Below are 22,189 nucleotides of genomic sequence, written 5' to 3'. Positions count from 1 at the left end.
TCCATTTCCAAGTTGTAGAGGAAAATGCTGTGGCAATTTATTCGCTGGATGGTACCGGGCCGAGATTTGAAGGCTCGTTTTCGTGGATTGCCGAAACTGCGGTGCTGATCGGCAAGGTGGAGGTTAATGAAGGTGTCGGTATATGGTTTGGGGCGGTTCTGCGTGGTGACAACGAAAACATAACCATCGGTGCGATGACCAACATCCAGGAGAACTGCATAATCCACACCGATCCGGGCTTTCCCGTCACGATAGGGCAGGGCTGCACCATCGGACACCAGGCGATCGTTCACGGTTGCACGATCGGCGACAACACACTTGTCGGTATGGGTGCCACCGTCCTGAACGGTGCCATGATCGGCAACAACTGCCTGATCGGTGCCTGCGCGCTGGTTCGAGAGGGTGAGAAAATACCGGACAATTCGCTGGTCGTGGGAGCGCCTGCGAAAGTCATCCGCCAGATTGACGGTAACGGTGAAGCAATGCTGCGCAGATCGGCAGAAGATTACGCCATCCGCGCCCGGCATTTTGCAGCTGGTCTGCAGCGTATCAGCCAATGAACATTTGAACGTCAGTCAGTCGCGCGACACGCTGGCCTGAGACCCCTGTCCCCGTGCCGGACAGGCGTTCATGTCCGGCAGCCGCATTCAATGATTTAAACTCAGGGCGAAACGCTCAGGGTTCAATCGCCTCACAAGCTGGTCCAGGCTCTTCAACTGTTCCGCGATGTGTCTGATTGTTGTTTCATCAATCAGGTGTCCGTTTGCGTCGAACTTTCTGTCTGCCTGGCCGATGAAGACTTCGGGCTTGTTCAGTGTGAACGTGTTCATATAAACGAGCACCTGACGTAAGTGATATTGACCACGAGCCGTCCCGAGATGGCCGATGCTTGCACCCATGATTGCAACGGGTTTTCCGTTGAAGGGTGGTTCCGGGGGGCGTGACAGCCAATCCAGAGCGTTCTTCAGGACCCCTGGAATTGAATAGTTGTATTCCGGGGATACCAGAAGTATCGCGTCCGCCGCAGCAATCTTGTTTTTGAGAATGACAACGGCGTCGGGTGTATCCGTGGTTCGCAGATCCTCATTGTAAAGCGGAATTTCAGCAATACTTTCAATGCTGACAGTCATCCCATGCGGGGCAAGTTTCTGGGCAGCGCGAAGCGCCAGCATATTGTATGAGCCTCTCCTGAGGCTGCCGCAAAGGCCAATAGCGTTTATCTCTCTCCGGTCAGTCACATCCACGCTCCTATTTGGATACCAAATTGGTATCTCAAGCGTTCGTGGTTTGCAATCGCTTCGCGCACCTTTTGACTTTATAGGTCGTGTTGCATTGACCAGACGGGCTGGTTTGGTATTCTGTAATGGATACCAAGAGGTGAAACTATGCGCTATGAATCGACGGAAAACCGATCTGCAACTGCCGCCACCTATGACCGGTTGAAGAAGGCCATACTGTCACTTGAACTCTTGCCCGGACAAGCTTTGGCTGAACGGGCTCTCGAAACCTTTCTGGAGTCCTCCCGCACGCCAATTCGGGCAGCCCTGGTCAAATTGGAAAGCGATGGCCTCGTTCGCAAGGGAGAGCGGAGTTACACCGTTGCGCCGATTGAATTAGGGGAGCTGGAGCAGGCGTTTGCGTTTCGTGCTCTTCTTGAATGTGCGGCTGTCCGGCAGGCCGCGCAGGTCGCAACGTCGGAGGACATCGCGCGCTTGAGAGCGTTGGCTAAAGAGTCGTCTGCCGCGTCGCATGAGGTAGAGGAGCGCGCACCGAAGGCGGAAGAATTCCACCTTGAATTCGCCCGTATCGCGAACAACGCTTTCACGCTCCGGGCTTTGGAGGATATCATGCGTGTGGTTTACCGCGCACGTTGGCTGGATCTCAAGACCGATAAAGATGACGTTGGCGCGCGCGAGCATGAGGCGTTGATCGACTTGGTGGAAGCAGGCAAAGGGGATGAGGCCGCTGCCATGATGGAACGCCACGTGGCGCACTCGCGTGACCGGTTATTGTCGGCCATCAAGGCGCAGGCACAAGGCCTGCGCATGCGCGGTCTCAAAGTCAGCGCCTGATAATCAAGGACCCGCGCACTGATCGTCCCTGCGAAGGCTTCGCGCGTTGCCCGATGCCTGGGCAACGCGCGCGGATCATATGCTGCCGTGAAGGCTCCAAGCAGACCGGGCTGCCAGTTTGGGTGTAAGGCGGAAACCGCGCGTTTCACGCGCACATCCCGCAATATAAGCTCTCGGCGGCCGCTTGTACAACGTTTGCGGGGATGGCCCGGCCAAATTACGTTTCTAAGCCTAAAATTGGTTGTCATATTGCAAATTGACAGTCGTCACAGGGCCATGTATTTGGTATATTAACTTGGATACCAAAATGGTGGACCAAAAATGAATAACACTGAATTGCCGGATTCGCGCAAGGAACCTCAACCGGTCGGATTTATGACCAGCAGACTTGCGGTGGTAGAGCTTGCTGGGGAGATCGGCGCTTTGGAGGGTCACGTCCTGCGCATGAGCAAAACGACCATAGAGGCCGGAGGATCATATGCTCCGCATTCCCATGCGGGACGGCCTGAGGTCATTTATGTGCTCGAGGGAATCTTTACGGATCGGCGAGGCGGAACGGAAACGAACTATGGCCCTGGCGAGGTGATCAGCATGACTGATGGTGTCACTCATTCAATCGCGAACGAAACTGATGAACCGGTCACATACATTTCTGTGACGGTCCGCCGGCCCTGACCGGGAACGGCCGCCCCGTATCGGAGGATACGCAGCTATGAGGGAGAAAACAATGTTCGCGGACCCCGGACCGATGTGTCTATATGCGAACGGGTTCGGGCGTCGTTACGAGCATCCTCGGCCAGGTTGGCTAACACATGTCTAAGCCAGAAAAAACTGCGTGGGTGGTCAGTCTGACACCCTTTGATGATAGGGGTGCTCTGGATGAGCCAGCGCTGCGGAAACACCTCGCCCGCCTATGTGAAGGGGGGCAGTCCGTCTATGCGGGCAGCACCAATATCGGCGAAGGCTTCTCGCTCGACCCGGATGAACTTGTGCAAGTCCTCACAACTTCGGTGGATGTGCTGCAAGGAAAGACCGGGGTGCGGGCTGGCGGACGTGAGGCAAGAAGCATTGATGAGGCAGTGCGGATGGTGCGGATCGCGGAAGCAGCAAAGGTCGACGCCGTGCACTTGTTTCAACTTGACACTGGCCATGGCAGCTTGAAACCGGACGTTTTCGAACTCGAACGGTTTTATACGGCGGTCTTGGAGAAGTGCGCACTGCCAGTGGTTGTCTCCAACTACCCGAGTCTCGGGTACACCGTTCCGATTGACGTCTTCGACCGGCTGGTTCATCGCTTTCCCCAAATCATAGCAATCCGTGATTCAAGCGGTGATCTCCGCTATTTCTCCGAGCTGGTTTTGAGGCTTGGGGGCCGCGTGGAACTGTATTCTGTCGGCATCCGGAGCATATTGACCACATTGTTTCTTGGGGCCGACGGCTTTCTCACTGTTGAAGGCAATATCGCGCCGAAACTCGCTTCGTCGGTGGCGGCCCATTTTGAACAAGGCAATTTTTCGGAGATGCGGCAGGCTTTCACCCGGCTGGCGGCGCTCCATCAGCTGTTGATGCGGCACGGGGGAGCAAGCGCACGAGGCTTGAAGCCGCTTCTCAATCTTCTGGAACTTCCAGGGGGTGAGCTGCGCTCGCCGCGTCTGCCGGTTTCTCTGGAGGAGAGCCATACACTTTTCGACGCGTTATTGTCGCTGGATCTGCCGGAGGTGAGGCCGGCACGTCCGGCCTGACTGGGATGGGTCAGCTGCCGACTGGGAACAGGAGCAGGCAGCAGCTGATTTTACGCATTATGGCTGTCGATGGGATTGAGTGGCCGTATTTTGGGAGGAAACAATCTGATGAACACAAAGTCGCTGATTTCTGGCGGGGTCTGCGTTTTTATTGGCGGTTGTTTTGCGATTTCAGCGGCCACATCGCTAAAAATCGGAACAAGCACCAATATGGGTCCCGGCTATTTTCCATTTTCACTCGCCATAATCTTGATGGGGACCGGGATTTACATTGCTGTCAAGGCGCTGACCGAGAGTCGTGGCGACTTTCGTTTCGATGTTAACGCGGTTCCCTGGCGTGGCCTCATTCTTGTCTGCTTTGCCCCCGTTTTCTTAGGGTTGACGATCCGCGGACTTGGCCTCCTGCCTTCAGTGTTCGTGACCTCGATGATTTCGGGGTATGCGAGCCGTACCCAGACCTTTCGGCTTGCGTTTTTCGTGAGTGCTTTGCTGGCCGTCTTCTGCGCGCTGATTTTCAGTTATTTTTTGAAGTTGCCAATTCCGGTCATCGGGCCTTGGCTGAACATTTGAGGTAAGTCTCATGGAACTTTTTTCGCATCTCGCGCTGGGCTTTTCCGTCGCGCTGTCATCGCAAAACCTTTTGTACTGTTTCATCGGTGTGATTATCGGCACCGCGATCGGCGTCTTGCCGGGCCTGGGGCCAGTGGCAACTATGGCGATGCTTTTGCCGATCACCTTTAACCTCGATCCCACGGCATCGCTCATAATGTTGGCTGGCATCTACTATGGTGCGCAGTACGGCGGCTCAACCACCGCTATCCTCATCAACATGCCGGGTGAGTCATCCGCGGCGGTGACGACGATTGACGGTTACCAGATGGCGCGGCGTGGCAGAGCCGGACCGGCCCTCGCGACCGCAGCACTCGGCTCGTTTTTCGCCGGCTGCGCGGCCACCGTGGTGGTGGCCCTGGTCGCTATACCGCTTACCCGGGTCGCACTGGCGTTCGGGCCGGCGGAATATTTCTCGCTGGTGTTGCTTGGGCTTGTTTCCTCTGTGGTTCTCGCGTCCGGTTCGCTACCTAAGGCGATTGCCATGATCCTGGTGGGACTGCTCCTCGGGCTTGTTGGTAGCGATCTCTATACGGGTGTTGCGCGTTTCACGCTGGGGATCACCGAACTCTCGGACGGGGTGAATTTCACGGCCGTTGCCGTCGGCTTTTTCGGGATCTCGGAAATCTTCCGCAACCTGCAGAGTGAGGGAAAGAACGAGGTGGAAGTGTTTCCGATCGGCAGACTCTGGCCGTCGCGTGAGGATTTCCGCCGGATGACTGGTCCAGTCCTTCGCGGCACGGCCGTCGGTTCGATCCTTGGGACGCTGCCGGGTGGTATGGCCGTGCTCTCCGCCTTTGCCGCTTATGCAATGGAAAAGAGCATTTCGAAAAACAAGGATGAATTCGGCAAAGGTGCAATCGAAGGCGTGGCTGCGCCCGAAAGCGCCAACAATGCGAGTGCCCAAACCTCCTTCATTCCCATGCTGACGCTTGGAATCCCGTCCAATCCCGTGATGGCGTTGATGATCGGGGCGATGATTATGCAAGGTGTCGTGCCCGGCCCGAACGTCATCACTCAAAGGCCGGATCTGTTTTGGGGGATCGTCGCCTCCATGTGGATCGGCAACGCACTGCTCGTCATCCTGAATCTGCCGCTCGTCGGAATCTGGGTGAAACTGCTTAAGGTTCCGTACAACGCGCTGATTCCGGTGATCATCGTGTTCTGCTCAGTGGGCGTCTACAGCATTGCCAGCGCACCGCTGGATCTCTGGCTCGTGGCGATCTTCGGCGCCACCGGCTATTTTCTGATCAAGCTAGACTTCGAGCCCGCGCCGCTGCTCTTGGGTTTCGTGCTCGGTCCGCTGCTTGAAGAGCATTTTCGCCGGGCGATGATCCTGTCGGGCGGAAACCTGAAAATCTTCGTCACGGAACCAATCAGCGCGGTTTTGCTGTTGGTTGCGGCTATCGTGTTGATGGCCGTTACACTTCCGTCGCTGTACAGGAAACGCGCGAAAGTTTTTGTCGACGATTGATCCCCTGGCGGCAGCATCGTGAGTGCCACGCCCTTGAGATTCCGCCGGAGTGCAATGCATTTTTCGGCGGAACGACTCAATTCAGCAATCGCGAGATTTCCCTTGAGGCCGCCAGCAGCGGCCCCACAAGCGAGGGCAGGCCATCGCTCCTGATACTCGGCACCAGAATGCCGAGGCTTGCCTGGCACCGTCCGCTACGCTCCAGCAGCGGGGCAGCGAGGCCGTGCACGCCAAGCTGCAGTTCGTCGTGCGAGATCGCGTAACCGTCTGCCCGGGTCTGTTCGATGCGCGCCCGTGCGGCGTCCGAATCCTGAAGCTTTCTTAGCACGCGGTCGATCGTCTTGGCGTTCTGAAATGCAAGCAGAGACCACCCGCTGGCTCCCTGATACAGCGGGTGCCGCGACCCCGGTTTATGTTCGACACGGACAAGATGCCGTTGACCGAGGGCCTGATCGACAACAATCGCCTCGCCGTTGTCAATGCTATGAAGGACAACGGTTTCACCGACATCGGCGGCCAGTTTCAGCATGACGGGCTTCGCTACGGACCGCAAATCCTTGTCTGAGGCCTGGGCGAGCTGAAGGACTGCAGGGCCGATGGTATAGCCTTCTTCCCCGCGCCGGATGTAAGCGCGCTGGGCCAAGGTCATCAGCAACCGGTGCGCGACCGTACGGTTGATGTCACAAGACCGCGCGATATCTGCAGCGCTGACAGGCCCGTCTTTTGCCACTGTCTCCAGTACCTTGAGCATCTGGTCTCCCGTCAGCGAAATTTCCACCAAAGTCTTCTCCTGCAGCTGTCATGTTTTCAACATTCTGGTTCTAGCGGAACCACACGGGTAAATGCCAGTCTTTGTTCCGCGGCACATGCCTGTCCAACGGGTTTCAATCATTGACGCAATTGCCAAAATATGATCTATATACGAACACTTATGCACGATAAACGGAATAATCTTATGAAACTTGTGAGCTATGAGGAAAATGGTAAACCGCGGTTCGGTGCCGTTGTCGCAGGAATGGTGGTAGACTTGGCCCGTGCGAGCGAAGCCTGCCATAACGACGACCCGAAGATTGCTGTCCTTCCACGCCGAATCGAAGATTTCTTTGACCGTATTGAGGATCTGTCGGGTTCATTGAAGGCGGTGGTGGCCCGTTTCGAGACATCGGCTGACGCTCCCAACCCGGAATTTTGCCAGCCCCTTGCCGGGGTAAAATTGCTGCCGCCGATTTCCCGGCCGCCCAAAACCATCTGCGTCGCGAGAAACTATGCTGAACACGCGAAAGAAGCCGGTCTAGAGATTTCACCGATCCCGATTTTGTTCGCGCGCTTTTCCAAGACATTCGTTGCAGCTGGTGCCCCTGTGGTCGTCCCGACGGTGTCGAAGGATCTGGATTGGGAAGGCGAGCTTGCGGTGATTATCGGCAAAAACAGCAATGGCCAGCGCATTTCCAAGGATGAGGCGATGGACTATGTCTTCGGCTATTCCATTTTCAACGACGTGACTGTCCGCGACTACCAGTTCCGCGTGACACAGTATACTGCCGGCAAGAATTTCAGAGGATCGGGGCCCTTTGGACCAATGATCGTTACTGCTGACGAGATTATCGATCCCCACAAGCTTGATATCAAGACGACCCTCAACGGTGAGGTTATGCAATTCGCCAATACCGCAACCATGATTTACGATATTCCAACCATTCTGGAAAACATCGCCGAGTTCATCGATCTTGAAGCGGGTGATGTCATCCCGACCGGCACACCTGCCGGTGTCGGCTTCAAGCGCAAACCTCCAATCTACCTTAAGCATGGTGATAGGATCACTGTTGAGATTCCCGGCGTTGGCGTCCTGTCTAACCCGGTCATCGATGAAGGAAAGAACTAGGCACCATGGCGGCAACGAGATTTTGCGGTCTTTGGCACGGAGGCGCGCCAAGGATCGCAAAGTCTCAAACGCATTGGCTGAAGCATCGTCTGTGCCGCGCTCGCACACTGCTCGTTTTCCCGAGTGAACTGGTGCGGTGTGCGCCAGCTGTAGCGCGGCTATCGCACGCATGCTCTCGTAGCTGAGCTGAAGGCCCGTATTCCTTTTTTACGACCGGAACTTATTGGAGATGGCGTTCGTCCAGCCTGACGGGCACATCCGGACCGCCACCCGTTCGCTGCGAACAAATGGCGGCCGAATGCGGCGAAGGACGCGCAGGCTGGTGTCAGGACGCTTGACTGCCGGCTTCGATTTTCCCTTGAACGGCAAGGGTGTCTTGCTCGCGCTTCTCCAGATATGCGTCGAAGTCGAAGGAGAGAAGATCGATTTCCTCGATCGGGTCATAGGGGCGGGGGGTTCCATGCCAGCCGATCTTGTCAATTCCCCAATAGAATTCCAGAAGATTTCCGTCCGGATCGCGGGCGTAGAAGCGGGGCTGGTTGCCAGGGCCACCCTTTCGGCAATTCACAATTTCCACGCCGGCGGCTCGCATCTGCTTGTAGAGGCTCAGCAGGTCATCAGGTGCACTGAGCTCAAATGCGATGTGGTGAAGGCCGAAGCCAAAGCGCGGCGCGTCGGGCGCGTCATCCGGCAAGATATCCTTACGCATCTTGAAGATCGACAATTCGTGATGGGTCACATCGCATCGGATAAACGCGCCAGCCGCGACGGCAACGCCGTGACCGACCTTCTCCTCGGGATATTCGAATTTTTCCGTCAGGCGCATGCCTAGATAGCGCGTATAAAATTCGATCGTTCTGTCGATGTCGCGTACCGTCAGACCAATGTGGCCCAGTCGTGAAATGCGGACTTGCATGCTATTCTCCTCACAATATTCCGATAAACGAACCTATATGTTCTAATAGCGGAATATATTGGAAATTGGTCTGATCTTCAACGGTTAATTTTCAAAGGCCGTAGCCCAAGGAAAGGCCATGCTCAGCGATACCGATTGACCGGCAGTGTGAGACGCCATCGGAGCAAAAAGCTGCGGTCTGTCCGACGCTGTGCGCTTCGCCCAGTAGACTTTCCTGGATGAAGGCCGACGGAGAGGGCGAGATCAGCCTTCGGGAAAAATCCCCACAACGTTGGTAGGATTGGTGCCTTGCATGGGGCCGATATACTGCTCCAGCTGATCGCGGAATTGCTCAAGCCGTCCGCGATCCCGAAGAAAGTCGCGGAAATGCACTGGATAACTGTTGTAGGCGATGATCGGCTCCAAACCTTCAGGGGCAGGCATGTCACGGCGTACGGACCACTGACGGCGAGCTCCCTGAATTTCTGGCGACAGCAGCCAGGACAGATAGAGCTTCGCGGCTTCCGGATTGCGGGCTCTACGGAAGATCGCAGCAGGATGTGCCCACGACAGAAAACTGTCGGTCGTCGGAAGCAGGAACGCGGTCGGCTGGTTTGGATTGGGTACCAGCGGACCCGATGTGGTAAACGATGCCGACCGCTCGCCCTTCTCGATGCGTTGACGGGTGACGCCGGAACCGCGGTTCCAAAGGACATCCTGCGACATCAATTTGTCCACAAACTCCCAGCCGTGCTGTGTGACGATGCGATCGAACTGATAAAGGATCGAGTCGTCATCCTGAGGATAGGTCAGTGCGATTTTTCCTCTCAACTTCGGATTGAGAAAATCAATTGCATCGCGCGGAGCGTCGGCTCTGCTCAACTGGTTCGTGTTGATCAGGGTACTGAAAGCATAAACCGCGACTGCGACGCTGGTGGCATCCGGATCCCTGAAGTCGGGATAGACTTCCTCCCAACCGGCCGGCTTATACGGGAGCAGATGATTTCCGGCCTTCCAGCGGTCATAGTAATGACCGGCCAGTATATGGACAGCGTCGCATTGAAGGCGATCGAGGGAGAGCTGATTGTCGATCCGAACGCCCTGATATTTGCTGCGGTCAATCAGAATGCGGATTTTCATTCCATGAAAGCGTTTCATGAACGCTGCTTCCATCCCTGCGGCGCCGTTGGGCAGATCACCCCCGCCATACACAATCAGATTTCCTCCCTCAGCGAGCGCAACCTTGTGCAGTTCGTCGAGAGATCGTGTTTCAGGAGCGACGGGCGCGGTTCCCGACGATGTGCCAACTTGGGCAGCAGCGTATCGTATTGTAAGCGCAGCCAACGGTGTGGCCAAGGCGAGTTTGGTCAGGGTGCGTCTTGATAACATAGGAATCCCTCATAGTTCATTGTGCGCGATGACATGTAGCCGCTATCGTGTTGGTAATGAGCCTTCGTCCGACGACAGCTTGCGGGCGCTACCCCTCCCTAGCTAAGTCCGAGACAGACATATTTGATTTCGGTGAATTCCTCGATGCCGTATTTTGAGCCCTCGCGGCCGAGACCCGACAACTTGGTGCCGCCAAACGGGGCCTGGGCAGTTGAAATGAGACCGGTATTCACGCCGACCATGCCGTACTCCAGGGCCTCGGCAACACGAAAAACGCGCGTAAGATCCTTGGCGTAAAAATAGGAAGCGAGGCCAAACTCGGTATCGTTGGCCTGCTCGATAACGTCTGTCTCGTCCTTGAACCGGAAGAGAGCCGCGACGGGCCCGAAAGTCTCTTCCTTTGCAATGGCCATCTGCGGCGTGACATCCGCGAGAACTGTTGCCTCAAAAAATGAACCGCCGAGAAAATGACGGTTGCCGCCCTGTACTATTCGTGCTCCCTTTGTTTTGGCATCGAAGACGTGCTCCTCAACCTTCTGCAGTGCCGCTTGATCAATCAGCGGGCCCAGCACGACGCCGTCGTCGAAACCATTACCCGTCTTTAACTCGGCCACAGCCGCCACCAGTTTTTCGGTGAAGGACTCATAGACAGTCTCCTGCACATAGAACCGGTTGGCGCAGACACAGGTCTGGCCGTTGTTGCGAAATTTGGCCACTAAAGCGCCTTCGACCGCTGCATCGATATCTGCGTCTTCGAACACGATGAACGGCGCATTGCCTCCGAGTTCAAGGCCGAGTTTCTTGATAGTCGGGGCACTCTGCCTGTATAGCTCCGCGCCGATTTCGGTCGATCCGGCAAAGGTCAGTTTGCGAACAATTCGATTGGAGGTCATCTCAGCCCCAATGACTCTCGCGGAACCGGTAATGACGCTGAATATTCCCTCTGGTAACCCTGCGCGCTCTCCAAGGATGGCGAGAGCTATAGCTGAAAACGGTGTCTGGGATGCCGGCTTCAGTACGACCGCACAGCCTGCCGCCAGCGCCGGACCGACCTTGCGCGTAATCATGGCGTTCGGAAAGTTCCACGGGGTAATGGCAGCTACAACGCCGACCGGCTGTTTCATAACCATGATACGGCTGTCCGGGCGGTGAGCCGGAACCAGATCGCCGCAGAGACGGCGCCCTTCCTCCGCAAACCACTCAATGAAACTTGCGCCCGTATATGATTTCGTTCACAGCTTCGGGTAACGGTTTTCCTTGTTCCTTGGTGAGGATCCAGCCAAGATCCTCTTTGTTCCTGATAATCAGATCGAACCAACAGCGAAGGATATCTGAACGATCCTTGGCCGTCCGTGCTGCCCATTGTTTTTGTGCGACTTGCGCGGATTCAATTGCAACCTTTGTCTCCACTGCGCCCAGGCTCGGAACCTGCCCGACCACTTTACCGGTTGCCGGATCCGTTACCGTGATAGCGCTGCTGGTCGGATCGACTGCAATCCATTTGCCACCGACCAGTGCGGCCTGACGAAGAAGCGATGCGTCGTTCAGTGGCATGGGCGTATCCTCTGCGCGTCCATTTTCTTGGATAGTTAATCTGGAGAAGTCAGCAGCTGCGAGGGTAGTGCATCGGCCACGGATGGTCGCTGACACTCATCTGTCGAGCCTCCATTCGGCTCTCACGCCTTAACCGTACTGACTGGTGATTTGTCCACCTCAGCAAATACTTCCCGGGCCAGTCGAAATGCTTCGACACCAGCGGGAATGCCCGCATAGATGGCAAGCTGGATCAGCGTATCCTTGATCTCGTCTCGCGTGCAGCCGTTAGTAAGCGCACCCTTGAGATGAAGCTTGAATTCGGTGCCGCGGTTCAATGCACCAAGCATCACAAGGTTGAGCAGGCTCTTATCGCGAAGGGTGAGAGCTGTCCGGCCCCAACCCGCGCCCCAGCAGAACTCCGTCACAAGGTTTTGGAATTCCCGGTTGAAGTCGTCGGCCGCATCCAGGGATTTTTCGACATATTCTGTTCCGAGGACGGCTTTGCGAATACTGAGTCCGCGCTGAAAGATTTCTTCTGACATCGCATTTCTCCTTCAAAAGACAGGACCGAAATCTGATTGCATCCCCAAAAAAGGCGCTCAAGCTAAAGCTGGCCGAAACCCTCATTGATCCACCGGACAATTGCAGATTTCAGCACCCCACACTGCACTACCGCCGCATGTATCATTTATCGAACACATAAGTGCTATATGCGAACAGTATTGGAATATTTTCGGAAGGCAAGTATTTTTTGGCGACGACTGAAGTCCGGAGTTTCACCTTCAATGACCCATAGAAATCGAGGTGGAAAGAACAGTTTGGAACAAGGACCAAAAAAGCGTTGGGTGCAAAATAGGAGCACAGCTTGAGCCTCGATGATGTAATCTAAATCGATAATATCCGCTGTTGGTGTCATGCGGTCGGCGGCGAGCTTTACGCCGGCGACGCGCGGGTAGGTTCCGCAGCGGAAGATATAGTTGATCTCGTCCCGAATGCATCATCGGTGAAGCCGTTCCAGGCGATTAGTGAAGATCGCCCGCGAGGCAAGAAGCAAACGTGAAGGTCTCTCGATCTTTTGTCACACGTCATTGAGCGACCAACTCGAACCGTGATCCTTGTCATGGAAGCCCGCCGCGCAAATGGGCGGCGTCGACGGGCAAATGGGCGGTCTTTTGAAAAAATTGTCGCTGAAATACCATCGCAAAATCCCATGGTGGTCATGGAACGTGGGAGGGGCTAACCGAAACATGCACACTCCCAAAACGACTAAAGGCGCGGTCGGTAAAGACCACGCCCAGCCATAATTCCGTTTAGACTCTCCAAGTGCCATGGTAAGGCCATGGGCTCGCAACACCGTTGTGCCACCACTCAGCGAGTGACTATGTTATAGGGCGAAGAGACTCGCATTGCAAGGGGGACCAAGTGTCCAGTATCACCAAGCGGCATGTGCCGACATCGCAGCTTCTGGGCGAATACCTGACCTTCGTTCCCACCCCACAACAGGTGGATCACTTCAGAGCGGACATGCGCACCCTAAACCCCACCCTCCTGCGCGACACCATCCGCGAAGGGGTGCAGGTCCAAGCGTTGCAGCAGATACCCATACAGGAACAGAGGCAGGTGATCCACAGAATCTATACCCGCAAGGTCAAGGAGTTCTCCTCGATATACCGTTCGTGTTTGCGGTCGAGAATGCCTTGCGGTCCGTGCTTGCCGACTACCTCGAGGAGTGCTTTGGGCGCATGGACTGGTGGACCCTGATCCGCAACGCCCGGCTGAACGGACAGACCTATGCCGCTTTCCCGAACATCCTAGGCACACCGGTTAACCCGGCCTTCGTCAAAGCGGTTTGGCGCGTCTTCGACAACATGACGGTCGCACAGCATATCAACGATGTGACGGGGCCCAATAAGACCGATGAGTTTTACTACTGCCTGACGCTGGGAGAGCTCTGGACGATCATGCAGGCAGACTGGCCGCTGATCCGTGATATGTTTGCTTCGGACGCGGCCCTTGGTTTCACGTTCACGAAAACCATGTTCAACCATACGATGCGCGTCATCAAAGAAACGCGCAACGAGCTGTTCCACAGCAATCCGATCAAGGAACGCAAGAAGATTTTCGAAGCCTGCGAACGAATTTTGAACGGACTGCAGTTCCACCTGGGTGACTACGATCACGATCTCGGCGCTGCTCAATATGTCCGGGTGTCACCGACTGTCGCGCGGGCACAGCGCCACGTCATCCCGGCGAGGTAAACGGCAGAAGGGTAGCACCACGGGTGCTGGCCTTGGCAAGAAGAGCCCGATGCCGCTCGCTCAACAGCCTTGGTGCTGGCGTTCATGAAGGCCGGCGCTATACAGGGGCTTGGCTCTCTTGTGCCACTAGGCGGCGATGTGGTGACCGGGAGACATGAGAAATACGCCAAGTTTCAATTGCGAACCGTTTGCCATTTGCCTTATCTCGTTTGCTCGCCGCTTGTTTAGGCAACAGTCCGTTCCTTTGTCTGGCATGCCCCGGCACCAACGGCCAGAAGTCCAAGAACCTTGTCCCGCAGCCGGATGAACTCGTGGCTGGACCGGTCTTGACGCGCCTGCTCGGGAATAGAAAGAATGGTGGCGATGCGACCCGGGTGGGGTTGCATGACCACGATCCGATGTCCAAGGTGAACAGCCTCATCGACGTCATGGGTGACCAGCAGCGCTGTCGTGCCCTCACGTTGAACGATGCGCTTGAGTTCGTCCTGCAGCTTGAGGCGCGTCAGGGCGTCCAACGCACCAAGCGGCTCGTCAAGAAGGAGAAAACGCGGCCTGTTGACGAGAGCCCGGGCGATGGCTACGCGCTGGGCCATTCCACCTGACAGATGCGCGGGATAGGCCTTGGAGAACGATGTGAGGCCGACAAGTTCGAGATGCTCGCGCACCGTCTCCTTCTTCGCGGCCCGTGATAAAGAGCTGCGCCGGAGCGCCGCCGCGACATTTCCCTCGACCGTGAGCCAAGGCAACAGTCTGTGATCCTGAAAGACGATCGATCGGTCGAGACCTGGCCGACGGACGTGCTCGCCGTCGACCAGGATATCTCCACTGTAGTCGAGATCGAGGCCCAGAATAAGCCGCAACAAAGTAGACTTCCCGCAGCCTGACGCGCCCACAATCGTGACGAACTCTCCGATCTTGACGGAAAGATCGACGCCGGCAAGCACCTTCAGCTCCCGCCCGGCGACGGTGAAGCTCTTGTCGAGATGATGGATTTCAAGCGCGGGTATGCTCTCCACCTGAAAAGTGGGCGATGGGTATATCTGGTTCATCTCTTTCTTCTCCTGAGAAGCCATGTTTCCAGCGAGTGGGCCGAGCTATTGTAGAAGAGGCCGATCACGGCCAGGATGATGATGCCGAGAAAGAGCAGGTCCATCTCGAACAGTTGGCTCCCCTCGTTAAGCCGGCCGCCGATGCCTGGCGTCACATTCAGAAAAAGCTCAGAGCCAAGTGTCGCGAGCCAGGCGTAGATCAGACCGGCATGAAGGCCGGTGAATATGGAGGGGAGGGCACCAGGCAGAGCAACGAGACGCGCAAAGTCGAGCCGGCTGAAGATCAGCACCTCCGACAGCTCCCGGTAGGCTGGAGACAACCCCTTCACACCTTGCCACGTGTTGATGACAACCGGTTGAAACCCGGCGACGGCGATGAAGGCGATCTTGCCTGCATCCGCGCCGCCAAACCAGACAGACAAGAGCGGTACCCAGGCGAAAAGCGCGATCTGGCGAAAGGCCAGGAGCGTCGGGCCGACAATCCGCTCCGCTGTGCGCGAGAAGCCAAGCACCAGGCCGAGCAACAGGCCGGCCAATGCGCCAATCGCAAAGCCGGTGATATTTCGCCTGAGGCTCTCACTGATATCGAAGGCCAGCGTGCCGGTGGTGAATTCCGTTTTGGCACGAGCAGCCACTGCTGCCGGCGAAGGAAGAAATCGAGGATCCACCCATGCAAACTGTGCTGCCGCCAGCCAAAGAAGGAAGATAACTCCGAAAGCCACAAAGGGGCGCCAGTGCCGCGCCGCGCCGCGAAGCAGATGGGGAGGCGAGGCGTCAGCTTCCATGGGGGTCCTCCGTCTTCCACGGCTGGACGAAGCGTTCCAGATATTGGAGTGACGCGTTCAGCAACAGACCGATCGCCGCGATAACCAGCATGGCGACGATAACCAGTTCCAGCTGGAAGAGCTGGCGGCCCCAGGTCATCAGATAGCCAAGTCCTTCGAACGACGCGAACAATTCGACAATGACGAGGCTCTGCCAGGCGGCCGCCAATCCCTCGCGAAGGCCGGTGAAAAGAGATGGCAGTGCGGCCGGCAGGACAATGGTCGACACACGCTGCAGCGGGGTGAAATCGAGCACGCGTCCGAGTTCCACGAGTTTAGGGGAGACATCGGCAATGCTGCGTGTGGTCGCCAGTATCACCGGTATCGCCGTCGACCAGGCAATGCTGACATATTTGAGCTCCTCATCGATGCCAACGAACAGGACGAGAAGCGGCAGCCAAGCCAACATGTTCACCTGCGCAACAGCGGTGAAGACCGGCCAGATGAACGCTCTGACCCGGGGCAAAAGGCCGAGAGCCGCCCCAATGATGAGACCCGGCGGCACGCCAATTGCGAAACCGATGGCGACGCGCCGCAGGCTTTGAAGGGTGTGTTCGGCGAGCGATCCGTCGCTCCACAATTCCACGATCGTTGCCCAGACCACCTGTGGAGCCGGCAGGATCTGTTCCGGCGGCCAGCCGAAACGCGATGAAAGTCCCCAAGCCAGCAACAGGGCTAACGGTAGTGAAATCCCGTAGGCGATGTCGGTCCAAACCGGCAACCCCTTGGTCAGTCGTCGCTCTGCAGGCGGATCGGCCGAAACGGTCAAGGTCATCTTTGTCCTCGTTGGAAAAGGGGCCACCCGCGCCATTGCGCGGGCATGCCCACCGGCACTCAGTTCGTCTGCTTCTTGTCGAGGTCACCCGGCTTGGCGATTTCGCCGTTGGCGGTGTAGCTTGACCAGTAATTCTCCAGCTTCAGCTCCTTGAGCGCATGCTGCAGATATTTCGGCTCCAGCCAGGCGTCGACATCGACATCGCCCTTGATCAAGCCGTAGGCTTTTGCTCGCGTGACCTGATCCTTGTAGCGAGCGATGACGAAATCATCGATCAGGGGATTGAGCCGGTTTGCGAGCGTATCGCCTTCAATATCCGCTTCGAAGGCATACTTTGGGAAGCCCGAAAGGGCCCAGCCATCGAATACCTCGTCCTTGTTGGCCGGATCGGAGGCGAAGGCCGCGGCCTTCACGAAGGTGTTGACCACGCGCTGCGTCAAATCAGGATGGGCCTGTTCGAAGGCGGTGGTGACCAGATAGGACGAATTCCGTCCAAGTGTCGGATCGTCCCCTTTAGTCGTATAGACGATCTTCACGATCCCTTTCTTCGCCAGCGCCAGATATTCCGGACCGCCAAACACCGCATCAACATTGCCGGACGTGAGTGCCGGTACCGCAGCGTTGGTGTCGAGATTGATGAAGCGGACGTCCTTCTCCGTGAGGCCGTGCGTGGACAATACGCGGTCTGTGGCAAGCTGCAGATTGGTTCCCTTGAAAAGTGCGACCTTCTTGCCCTTCACGTCATCGATGGATTTGACATCGCTGTTGGATGGGACCGCGAGATAGATCGGCTGATGCCGGCCGGTGGCGAAAAGGAACTTGTGATCAAGCCCGCGTGACCGGCCGACGATCGCCGGCAGGTCGCCGAGCAGGAAGAAATCGAGCTGTTTTGCCGCAACGGATTCGTTGAGGGCCGGGCCGGCGCCGCGAAAGAAGGTCCACTCGACCTTGATATCCTTGTCGGAGGCGAACTCCTTCTCGATGAGCTCCCTTGCCCGCGCATAGGAAGTCGCATCCCCTTGCGAATATTGCCTGTTATCAAGGCCGATGCCGGGGTAGCCAAAGCGGATGGTCAATTCCTCGGCTGAGACTGAGCCAAGCGAGGCGATAAGTGCGGCAAGCGCCGCAGCGATACGAAGTTTCATGATTTCCCCCTATCGGGTTGCGGTCAGGCTGCCTTCGCCGCCGGCTTGGCTGCCTTGACATGGGTAATGCTGCGGCGGCCGTCGACACTGACCGGAACGTCACCATCAACCGTGGCACGACGCACGACCCGGTGCTGATCGCCATAGTCGTTGACCGCGTAGTGCTGTGTGGCGCGGTTGTCCCAGATGGCGACGTCGCCAGCCTGCCACCGCCACCGCACGGTGTTCTCCGGGGCGGTGACGTAAGACTGGAACACCTCGTAGAGTCTTGCTGAATCGCTCTTCGACAGGCCCACCAGGCGCTGAACGAAATTGCCGAGCAACAGCGACCGTTCTCCGGTTTCCGGATGGACGCGCACAACGGGATGCTCGGTTTCGTAGATTGTCGATGTGAAGACTTCCTCGAAATGCTTCTTCTCTTCAGCGGTGGCGCGAGGGCGAACAGCTGCATAGTCGTAGGCATTGCTGTGAATGGCCCATAGATTGTCAGCCAGTAGCTTGAGCGGCGCCGGCAGGCTTTCGTATGCGGCGTGCGTATTGGACCAAATCGTATCGCCTCCAGCTGCCGGAATGACGACGCCGCGAAGCACGGAGAATTTCGGATAGGCATCCACGAACGTCACGTCGGTATGCCACTGGTCTGCCCTGCCGCCGCCGCGACTGGAATCGAGATTGAGTATTGAGGCCGTGCCGGTCACAGGCCCTTGTGTGGGATGGGGCACAAGATCGCCCAGACGCCGCGCGAACAGTTCCTGTTCCGCATCGTCGAGATGCTGCTGGCCACGGAAGAAGACCACCTTGTGCTTCAATAGAAGCTGGTTGATGGCCGCCACGGTTGCGTCCGGCAGGTCTCCGCCAAGGCGAATGCCCTTGATTTCGGCTCCGACACGGCCGGTTAGCGGCACAACGTCGGACGCAGGGATGGTTTGGTTGACAAGCACTGGATTGCTCATGGAAATCTCCTGGTTGATCTTAAAAGAAGACAGCAAGTCGCATGCGGCCAGCGCGACGTCCGCTGGGCGTTGAAAGTCTCATCGCTAAATCGACAGTTCTATCGAACAGAATAATCTACTTATTCTATAGAGATAATTTTCTAAATTTACGCGGCGCAACGGAACAGCGGTCTCACTACCATCTCGGTGATGAATTCTCTAAACACGCTTCCTACCCCAAAGTGGGCTCATCTTCCAAACGAGTGGGGCGGGTGCCGCGACGGATAGTGGCCGATTCAATCGACCCCGGAATTGAGGCACTATATCTCTCCAGGGCGCCCCAAACGGCTCTTGAGGAGTATCGGCAACGCGCCTCTATCACGCCACCGGCAACGCTTGCCGCGTATACGGCACAACTTGATCCGATCGTTGACCTGTCAGAAGAGTTCGATCCGCTGGTCTGGGACTTCGAAATGGGCTGATTGGGACTGCCCATGGCGAAAAATCGCCCGGATCGATCTCAAAACCCCAGTATCCTGGATGTTATCAGATATCGTCATCACGGCGGGATACAGGGAATTCTCTTTCCATCGCTCCGGCATGCCGGAGGAACGAACCTCGTCGTCTTCAGCGCCAACCTCGAGCGACAGCGTAGAAGTTCACGATCCGGACGAACGATTGCCGAAGGATCAGTCATCTTGGCCTTAGTGATTGCCCTTTGAACAAGAAACCTGGGTAAGGGAGTGCCAAAATAGATGGACGCCCTACAGCGCAGATGACGGCCGAGGACGTATTGGATGTGGATCTCGCGAGGACCATTACGCTTCATTCGTTGCAGGGGGGCGACATTGTCGCCGCACCCGGCATTCCTGATCCTGCGCGGCCAAGACGCTGTTCTGCGGATGAAGCGCCACAGCGCCCCCGGCGCTAACGATTGCGCGCATGCTCGAGGCGCAACCATCCGTTGCTGGATCGTCCTGGAATCTCATCCCGACCACGCGATTGCTCGCAAGCAGATGGCCTAAGGGTCTGGCATGCTTGCCTTCGCCCTCATAGGGGATTCGAAGGGTTGCGAAGAATGATGGACCGACTTCGGTTGCTGACGCGTGCTGTGAGCTTGGGAGATACGGACAGTCTCATGTAGCATCAGCATAATCCGGGCGCGCCAAGCGATCCGGAAGATGCTCATCTGATTGAAGGGTCGGGGAGGGCCTCATCCGTCTCTCGGTCGGCCTTGAAAATGTCAGCGACCTCATGCTGATCTGCGTCAGGCTCTGCAAGATTTGTGACGAGGCAAGACTTAATCGACAACCAACGTTTCAGCTAATGAGACGGCGACCGGAGAATGAAAATGAAATTTCTAAGCTGGCTATCCGCGTTCCCTATCACGCCCATGGATCGCGACGGCCAGATCGATGCGGAAGCGCTGCGCAAGCTTATTGCCCGACTCTGCGTGGCTGAGGTCGATTCCATCGGACTCCTCGGCAGTACCGGCACCTATATGTACTTGTCGCGGGAGGAACGCCGCCGGGCTCTTGCGCTGGCTCTCGCGGAAACCGGTGGGCGCACGCCGGTTGTCGTGGGAGTCGGTGCTTTGCGAACCGACGAGGCCGTCAGGTTGGCCCAGGATGCCAAGGCCCTGGGCGCATCCGCAGGCCTGCTTGCTGCCGTCTCCTACACCCCCCCTCACCGAAGATGTCTGCGCATCGTGAAGGCTGCTCGAGCTGGCGATGTTGCAGATGCACGCCGATTCGATGCCGCGCTGACCCCTATCTGGGACCTCTTCAAGCAGTTCTCCAGCCTTCGGTCGGTCTATGCATTTGCCGACTTGCTCGGCGTCTGCCAGGCCGAACCGCCCCGGCCGATTCTTTCGCTTCCGGAGCCGGCCAAGCGCAAGGTTGCTGACTGCCTTTCCCTTTTTCGGCAGGATCTTGCTGAGTAGAGCAGCGTTGATTGAGCCGCCTGGCGCCAGTGGATCCTGAGGAGGGCCGGCGGAGATTGCCTTATGTTGTTTGGCCACAGCCCGTATTGCAGGCTTCAGAAATGTGCAAACGACGACAAGGCTGTCGATCCTGAGGAACAATTGTGAACAATCGGCGAAAAACTGATCGTTGCCAACTGATCGGATTTTTCCGCTGCGCGGCCGCGATGGCCGCGGCAAGATCACATCGACCCAACTGCTCGTATATTCGCATCTTAAGGCGGCCACGCCTGGGAAGATGTATGCGGCGTCGATTGAGGGGGCTTCCTTGCGCTGTCGCCCATATATGAGGTCTGGCGTGTGAAAAGAAGCGCTCGAGCTTCCGCCAGACCTCACCCGCTCACGCGGGCTCCTTGGGAGGATTAAAAGGGCCGTTTCCCCGCAAAGGGTATAATTGCAAATCGGGGCAACGACCACCGGCAGGCCCGCCAGCGCCGGCACCATACCAACTGCCAGCCGGGGCTCAATTAATAATTGTGTTTAGCCCAGGCTTTGCCTCCAACACTGTGCAATCCTGCAATTGACGGTCGAAAGGTCCGGTCGTGATGACTTTGCCTAACGAAGCGAACGAAAGGATACCACGGCGTAGGAATAACCGAGTAATTTCCTTGAGCTTGTGCGGCTTGACTTGGAGTAAAGGTCGGCGAGGGCACCTGCGGTTCCAGCTCGACGTTACGTGAGAAGCTGCGCGCCCAGGTTTTGCAGGCGCCGATCAGAATGGTCTTCGCACTAAAGCTGCAACTGAGTGCGCGATCACGGATTGCGCGGCGCACGCGCCCGTGCCATCGCAGCGCACTGGATAGAATGTGGCATTCTGTAGCCGCTGATTTACGCAGGAACAGACTTCGGCTTGCGCCCCAAGCCCGTTCGTTTTGCAATGGCCGAGCGAAGTGCCTGGTAATTGGGCGCGACCATCGGATAGGTTGGATCGAGATCCCACCGTTGGCGATACTGCTGCGGCGTCAGGCCGAAACTGATCGATAAATGGCGCTTCAGCGATTTGAATTTTTTCCCGTCCTCCAGACAGATGAGGTAATCGGGAGTAATCGACTTCTTCGGATTCACGGCGGGCTCGGACCTGACCGGCGCAATGGCAGATTCTTCTTTGGTCGTGTCGAGATTGGCCAGCACTGCGTACACGTTGGCGATCAAGTCCGGGAGATCGGCCGGCCGCTGCGCATTCTTGCCGACATAGGCGGCGACCAATCCTGCCGTCAGTTCAATGAGCAACTCACTTTTTGCTTTTAAAGCACTCATTCAATCCATTCCTGCATCTAACCTGTGAAAAACCTGACATTTTTGCCCCGACATTACAATTGGGACAGTCCGACCTGCGCCGCTTGTTGAGTTGCAGTTGATGAACTTCGGTGCCTCGCTTCGGATCAACCCGTTGAAGAAATGTTGGGGAAACACGGGTTTGTCTGAGACGGTGCCGCAACTTCCGTTGGCAGAGATTTACCAGTGGGGGAACTTGATCCATCGCCATTTAGCGCCACTGATCCCGTGTAAATCGGTCACCAGTTTTGCAAGCCCGACTGTTCGAATGCCTCCAAGGCGGCCGACTTGCGGCCGCCGTGTGCAAATGCCGATTCCTGGGAGCGAAGCGCGCGTGAGTGTGACTTGAAG

The 22,189-nt window shown here is 56.8% G+C and carries 21 protein-coding genes and 1 pseudogene; 10 read left to right on the top strand and 12 right to left on the bottom strand.

Annotated features, from left to right (window positions below; all coding sequences use genetic code 11):
- The first annotated feature begins 29 nt into the window (after positions 1 to 29).
- Positions 30 to 560, top strand: a complete 531-nt coding sequence (locus CU103_RS19860; protein ID WP_106665911.1) for a gamma carbonic anhydrase family protein — start codon at positions 30 to 32, stop codon at positions 558 to 560.
- Between the two features lie 87 nt (positions 561 to 647).
- Here the strand turns inward: CU103_RS19860 and CU103_RS19855 are convergent, their stop codons facing one another.
- The gene (locus CU103_RS19855) at positions 648 to 1,238 is read right to left on the bottom strand and encodes an NADPH-dependent FMN reductase (protein ID WP_106665910.1); all 591 of its coding nucleotides are present in this window, start codon (positions 1,236 to 1,238) and stop codon (positions 648 to 650) included.
- Positions 1,239 to 1,385: 147 nt separating this feature from the next.
- On the opposite strand from CU103_RS19855, the gene CU103_RS19850 reads away from it, so the two are divergent.
- The 5 genes from CU103_RS19850 (at position 1,386) to CU103_RS19830 (ending at position 5,897) form a co-directional block, all read left to right on the top strand.
- Positions 1,386 to 2,072 (top strand): GntR family transcriptional regulator, encoded by a 687-nt coding sequence (locus tag CU103_RS19850; protein WP_106665775.1) that lies wholly within the window; start codon positions 1,386 to 1,388, stop codon positions 2,070 to 2,072.
- Positions 2,073 to 2,393: 321 nt separating this feature from the next.
- On the top strand, positions 2,394 to 2,747 hold the full coding sequence (locus tag CU103_RS19845) for a cupin domain-containing protein (protein WP_210203800.1): 354 nt from the start codon (positions 2,394 to 2,396) through the stop codon (positions 2,745 to 2,747).
- 137 nt (positions 2,748 to 2,884) lie between these two features.
- Positions 2,885 to 3,814 (top strand): dihydrodipicolinate synthase family protein, encoded by a 930-nt coding sequence (locus CU103_RS19840; RefSeq protein ID WP_106665774.1) that lies wholly within the window; start codon positions 2,885 to 2,887, stop codon positions 3,812 to 3,814.
- 108 nt (positions 3,815 to 3,922) lie between these two features.
- Positions 3,923 to 4,384, top strand: a complete 462-nt coding sequence (locus tag CU103_RS19835; RefSeq protein ID WP_170117072.1) for a tripartite tricarboxylate transporter TctB family protein — start codon at positions 3,923 to 3,925, stop codon at positions 4,382 to 4,384.
- Between the two features lie 10 nt (positions 4,385 to 4,394).
- Positions 4,395 to 5,897, top strand: a complete 1,503-nt coding sequence (locus CU103_RS19830) for a tripartite tricarboxylate transporter permease (RefSeq protein ID WP_106665772.1) — start codon at positions 4,395 to 4,397, stop codon at positions 5,895 to 5,897.
- A gap of 76 nt (positions 5,898 to 5,973) precedes the next feature.
- Here the strand turns inward: CU103_RS19830 and CU103_RS19825 are convergent, their stop codons facing one another.
- The gene (locus CU103_RS19825) at positions 5,974 to 6,675 is read right to left on the bottom strand and encodes an IclR family transcriptional regulator (RefSeq protein ID WP_245448897.1); all 702 of its coding nucleotides are present in this window, start codon (positions 6,673 to 6,675) and stop codon (positions 5,974 to 5,976) included.
- Between the two features lie 177 nt (positions 6,676 to 6,852).
- Here CU103_RS19825 and CU103_RS19820 point away from each other — a divergent pair, with 177 nt between their 5' ends.
- Positions 6,853 to 7,779, top strand: coding sequence for a fumarylacetoacetate hydrolase family protein (locus CU103_RS19820; RefSeq protein WP_106665771.1), 927 nt, complete (start codon positions 6,853 to 6,855; stop codon positions 7,777 to 7,779).
- A 325-nt stretch (positions 7,780 to 8,104) separates the two neighbouring features.
- Here the strand turns inward: CU103_RS19820 and CU103_RS19815 are convergent, their stop codons facing one another.
- From CU103_RS19815 to CU103_RS19800, 4 genes and pseudogenes are all read right to left on the bottom strand, one after another.
- Positions 8,105 to 8,695, bottom strand: a complete 591-nt coding sequence (locus tag CU103_RS19815; protein WP_106665770.1) for a VOC family protein — start codon at positions 8,693 to 8,695, stop codon at positions 8,105 to 8,107.
- A gap of 243 nt (positions 8,696 to 8,938) precedes the next feature.
- The gene (locus CU103_RS19810; protein ID WP_106665769.1) at positions 8,939 to 10,063 is read right to left on the bottom strand and encodes an ABC transporter substrate-binding protein; all 1,125 of its coding nucleotides are present in this window, start codon (positions 10,061 to 10,063) and stop codon (positions 8,939 to 8,941) included.
- A gap of 98 nt (positions 10,064 to 10,161) precedes the next feature.
- Positions 10,162 to 11,617: pseudogene (locus tag CU103_RS19805) on the bottom strand (NAD-dependent succinate-semialdehyde dehydrogenase).
- Between the two features lie 122 nt (positions 11,618 to 11,739).
- Positions 11,740 to 12,141, bottom strand: a complete 402-nt coding sequence (locus tag CU103_RS19800; protein WP_106665768.1) for a carboxymuconolactone decarboxylase family protein — start codon at positions 12,139 to 12,141, stop codon at positions 11,740 to 11,742.
- 1,164 nt (positions 12,142 to 13,305) lie between these two features.
- Between CU103_RS19800 and CU103_RS19795 the strand changes: the two genes are divergently transcribed.
- Positions 13,306 to 13,857: a hypothetical protein gene (locus CU103_RS19795; protein ID WP_146147820.1), complete on the top strand. Its 552-nt coding sequence runs from the start codon at positions 13,306 to 13,308 to the stop codon at positions 13,855 to 13,857.
- Positions 13,858 to 14,081: 224 nt separating this feature from the next.
- On the opposite strand, the gene CU103_RS19790 is transcribed toward CU103_RS19795, so the two are convergent.
- The 5 genes from CU103_RS19790 to CU103_RS19770 are packed head-to-tail and all read right to left on the bottom strand — an operon-like array spanning position 14,082 to position 18,603.
- Positions 14,082 to 14,906 carry an ABC transporter ATP-binding protein gene (locus CU103_RS19790; RefSeq protein WP_106665766.1) on the bottom strand — a complete coding sequence of 275 codons (825 nt, stop codon included), beginning with the start codon at positions 14,904 to 14,906 and terminating at the stop codon, positions 14,082 to 14,084.
- Entirely contained in the window at positions 14,903 to 15,691 is a 789-nt protein-coding gene (locus tag CU103_RS19785) for an ABC transporter permease (protein WP_106665765.1), read from the bottom strand. The genes CU103_RS19790 and CU103_RS19785 overlap by 4 nt, the downstream gene beginning before the upstream one ends.
- Entirely contained in the window at positions 15,681 to 16,505 is an 825-nt protein-coding gene (locus CU103_RS32120) for an ABC transporter permease (RefSeq protein WP_245448896.1), read from the bottom strand. Before CU103_RS32120 ends, CU103_RS19785 begins: the two co-directional genes overlap by 11 nt.
- Positions 16,506 to 16,564: 59 nt before the next feature.
- Positions 16,565 to 17,650 (bottom strand): ABC transporter substrate-binding protein, encoded by a 1,086-nt coding sequence (locus CU103_RS19775; RefSeq protein ID WP_245448895.1) that lies wholly within the window; start codon positions 17,648 to 17,650, stop codon positions 16,565 to 16,567.
- Between the two features lie 23 nt (positions 17,651 to 17,673).
- Complete coding sequence (locus tag CU103_RS19770; protein ID WP_106665763.1) at positions 17,674 to 18,603, bottom strand: TauD/TfdA dioxygenase family protein; 930 nt, start codon at positions 18,601 to 18,603, stop codon at positions 17,674 to 17,676.
- A 266-nt stretch (positions 18,604 to 18,869) separates the two neighbouring features.
- Between CU103_RS19770 and CU103_RS32115 the strand changes: the two genes are divergently transcribed.
- Both CU103_RS32115 and CU103_RS19755 read left to right on the top strand, forming a co-directional pair.
- A complete protein-coding gene (locus CU103_RS32115; protein ID WP_245448894.1) occupies positions 18,870 to 19,064 on the top strand; it encodes an RES domain-containing protein in 195 nt (64 codons plus the stop codon).
- 869 nt (positions 19,065 to 19,933) lie between these two features.
- Positions 19,934 to 20,524 (top strand): dihydrodipicolinate synthase family protein, encoded by a 591-nt coding sequence (locus CU103_RS19755; protein WP_106665762.1) that lies wholly within the window; start codon positions 19,934 to 19,936, stop codon positions 20,522 to 20,524.
- Positions 20,525 to 21,391: 867 nt separating this feature from the next.
- Here the strand turns inward: CU103_RS19755 and CU103_RS19750 are convergent.
- Positions 21,392 to 21,820 (bottom strand): Ros/MucR family transcriptional regulator, encoded by a 429-nt coding sequence (locus CU103_RS19750; RefSeq protein ID WP_106665761.1) that lies wholly within the window; start codon positions 21,818 to 21,820, stop codon positions 21,392 to 21,394.
- Positions 21,821 to 22,189: the final 369 nt, after the last annotated feature.

The sequence above is a fragment of the Phyllobacterium sophorae genome, from assembly GCF_003010965.1.
Lineage (GTDB): Bacteria > Pseudomonadota > Alphaproteobacteria > Rhizobiales > Rhizobiaceae > Phyllobacterium > Phyllobacterium sophorae.
The sequence above is the reverse complement of the archived record's forward strand: the minus strand, read 5'-3'. Positions and strand labels throughout refer to the sequence as shown.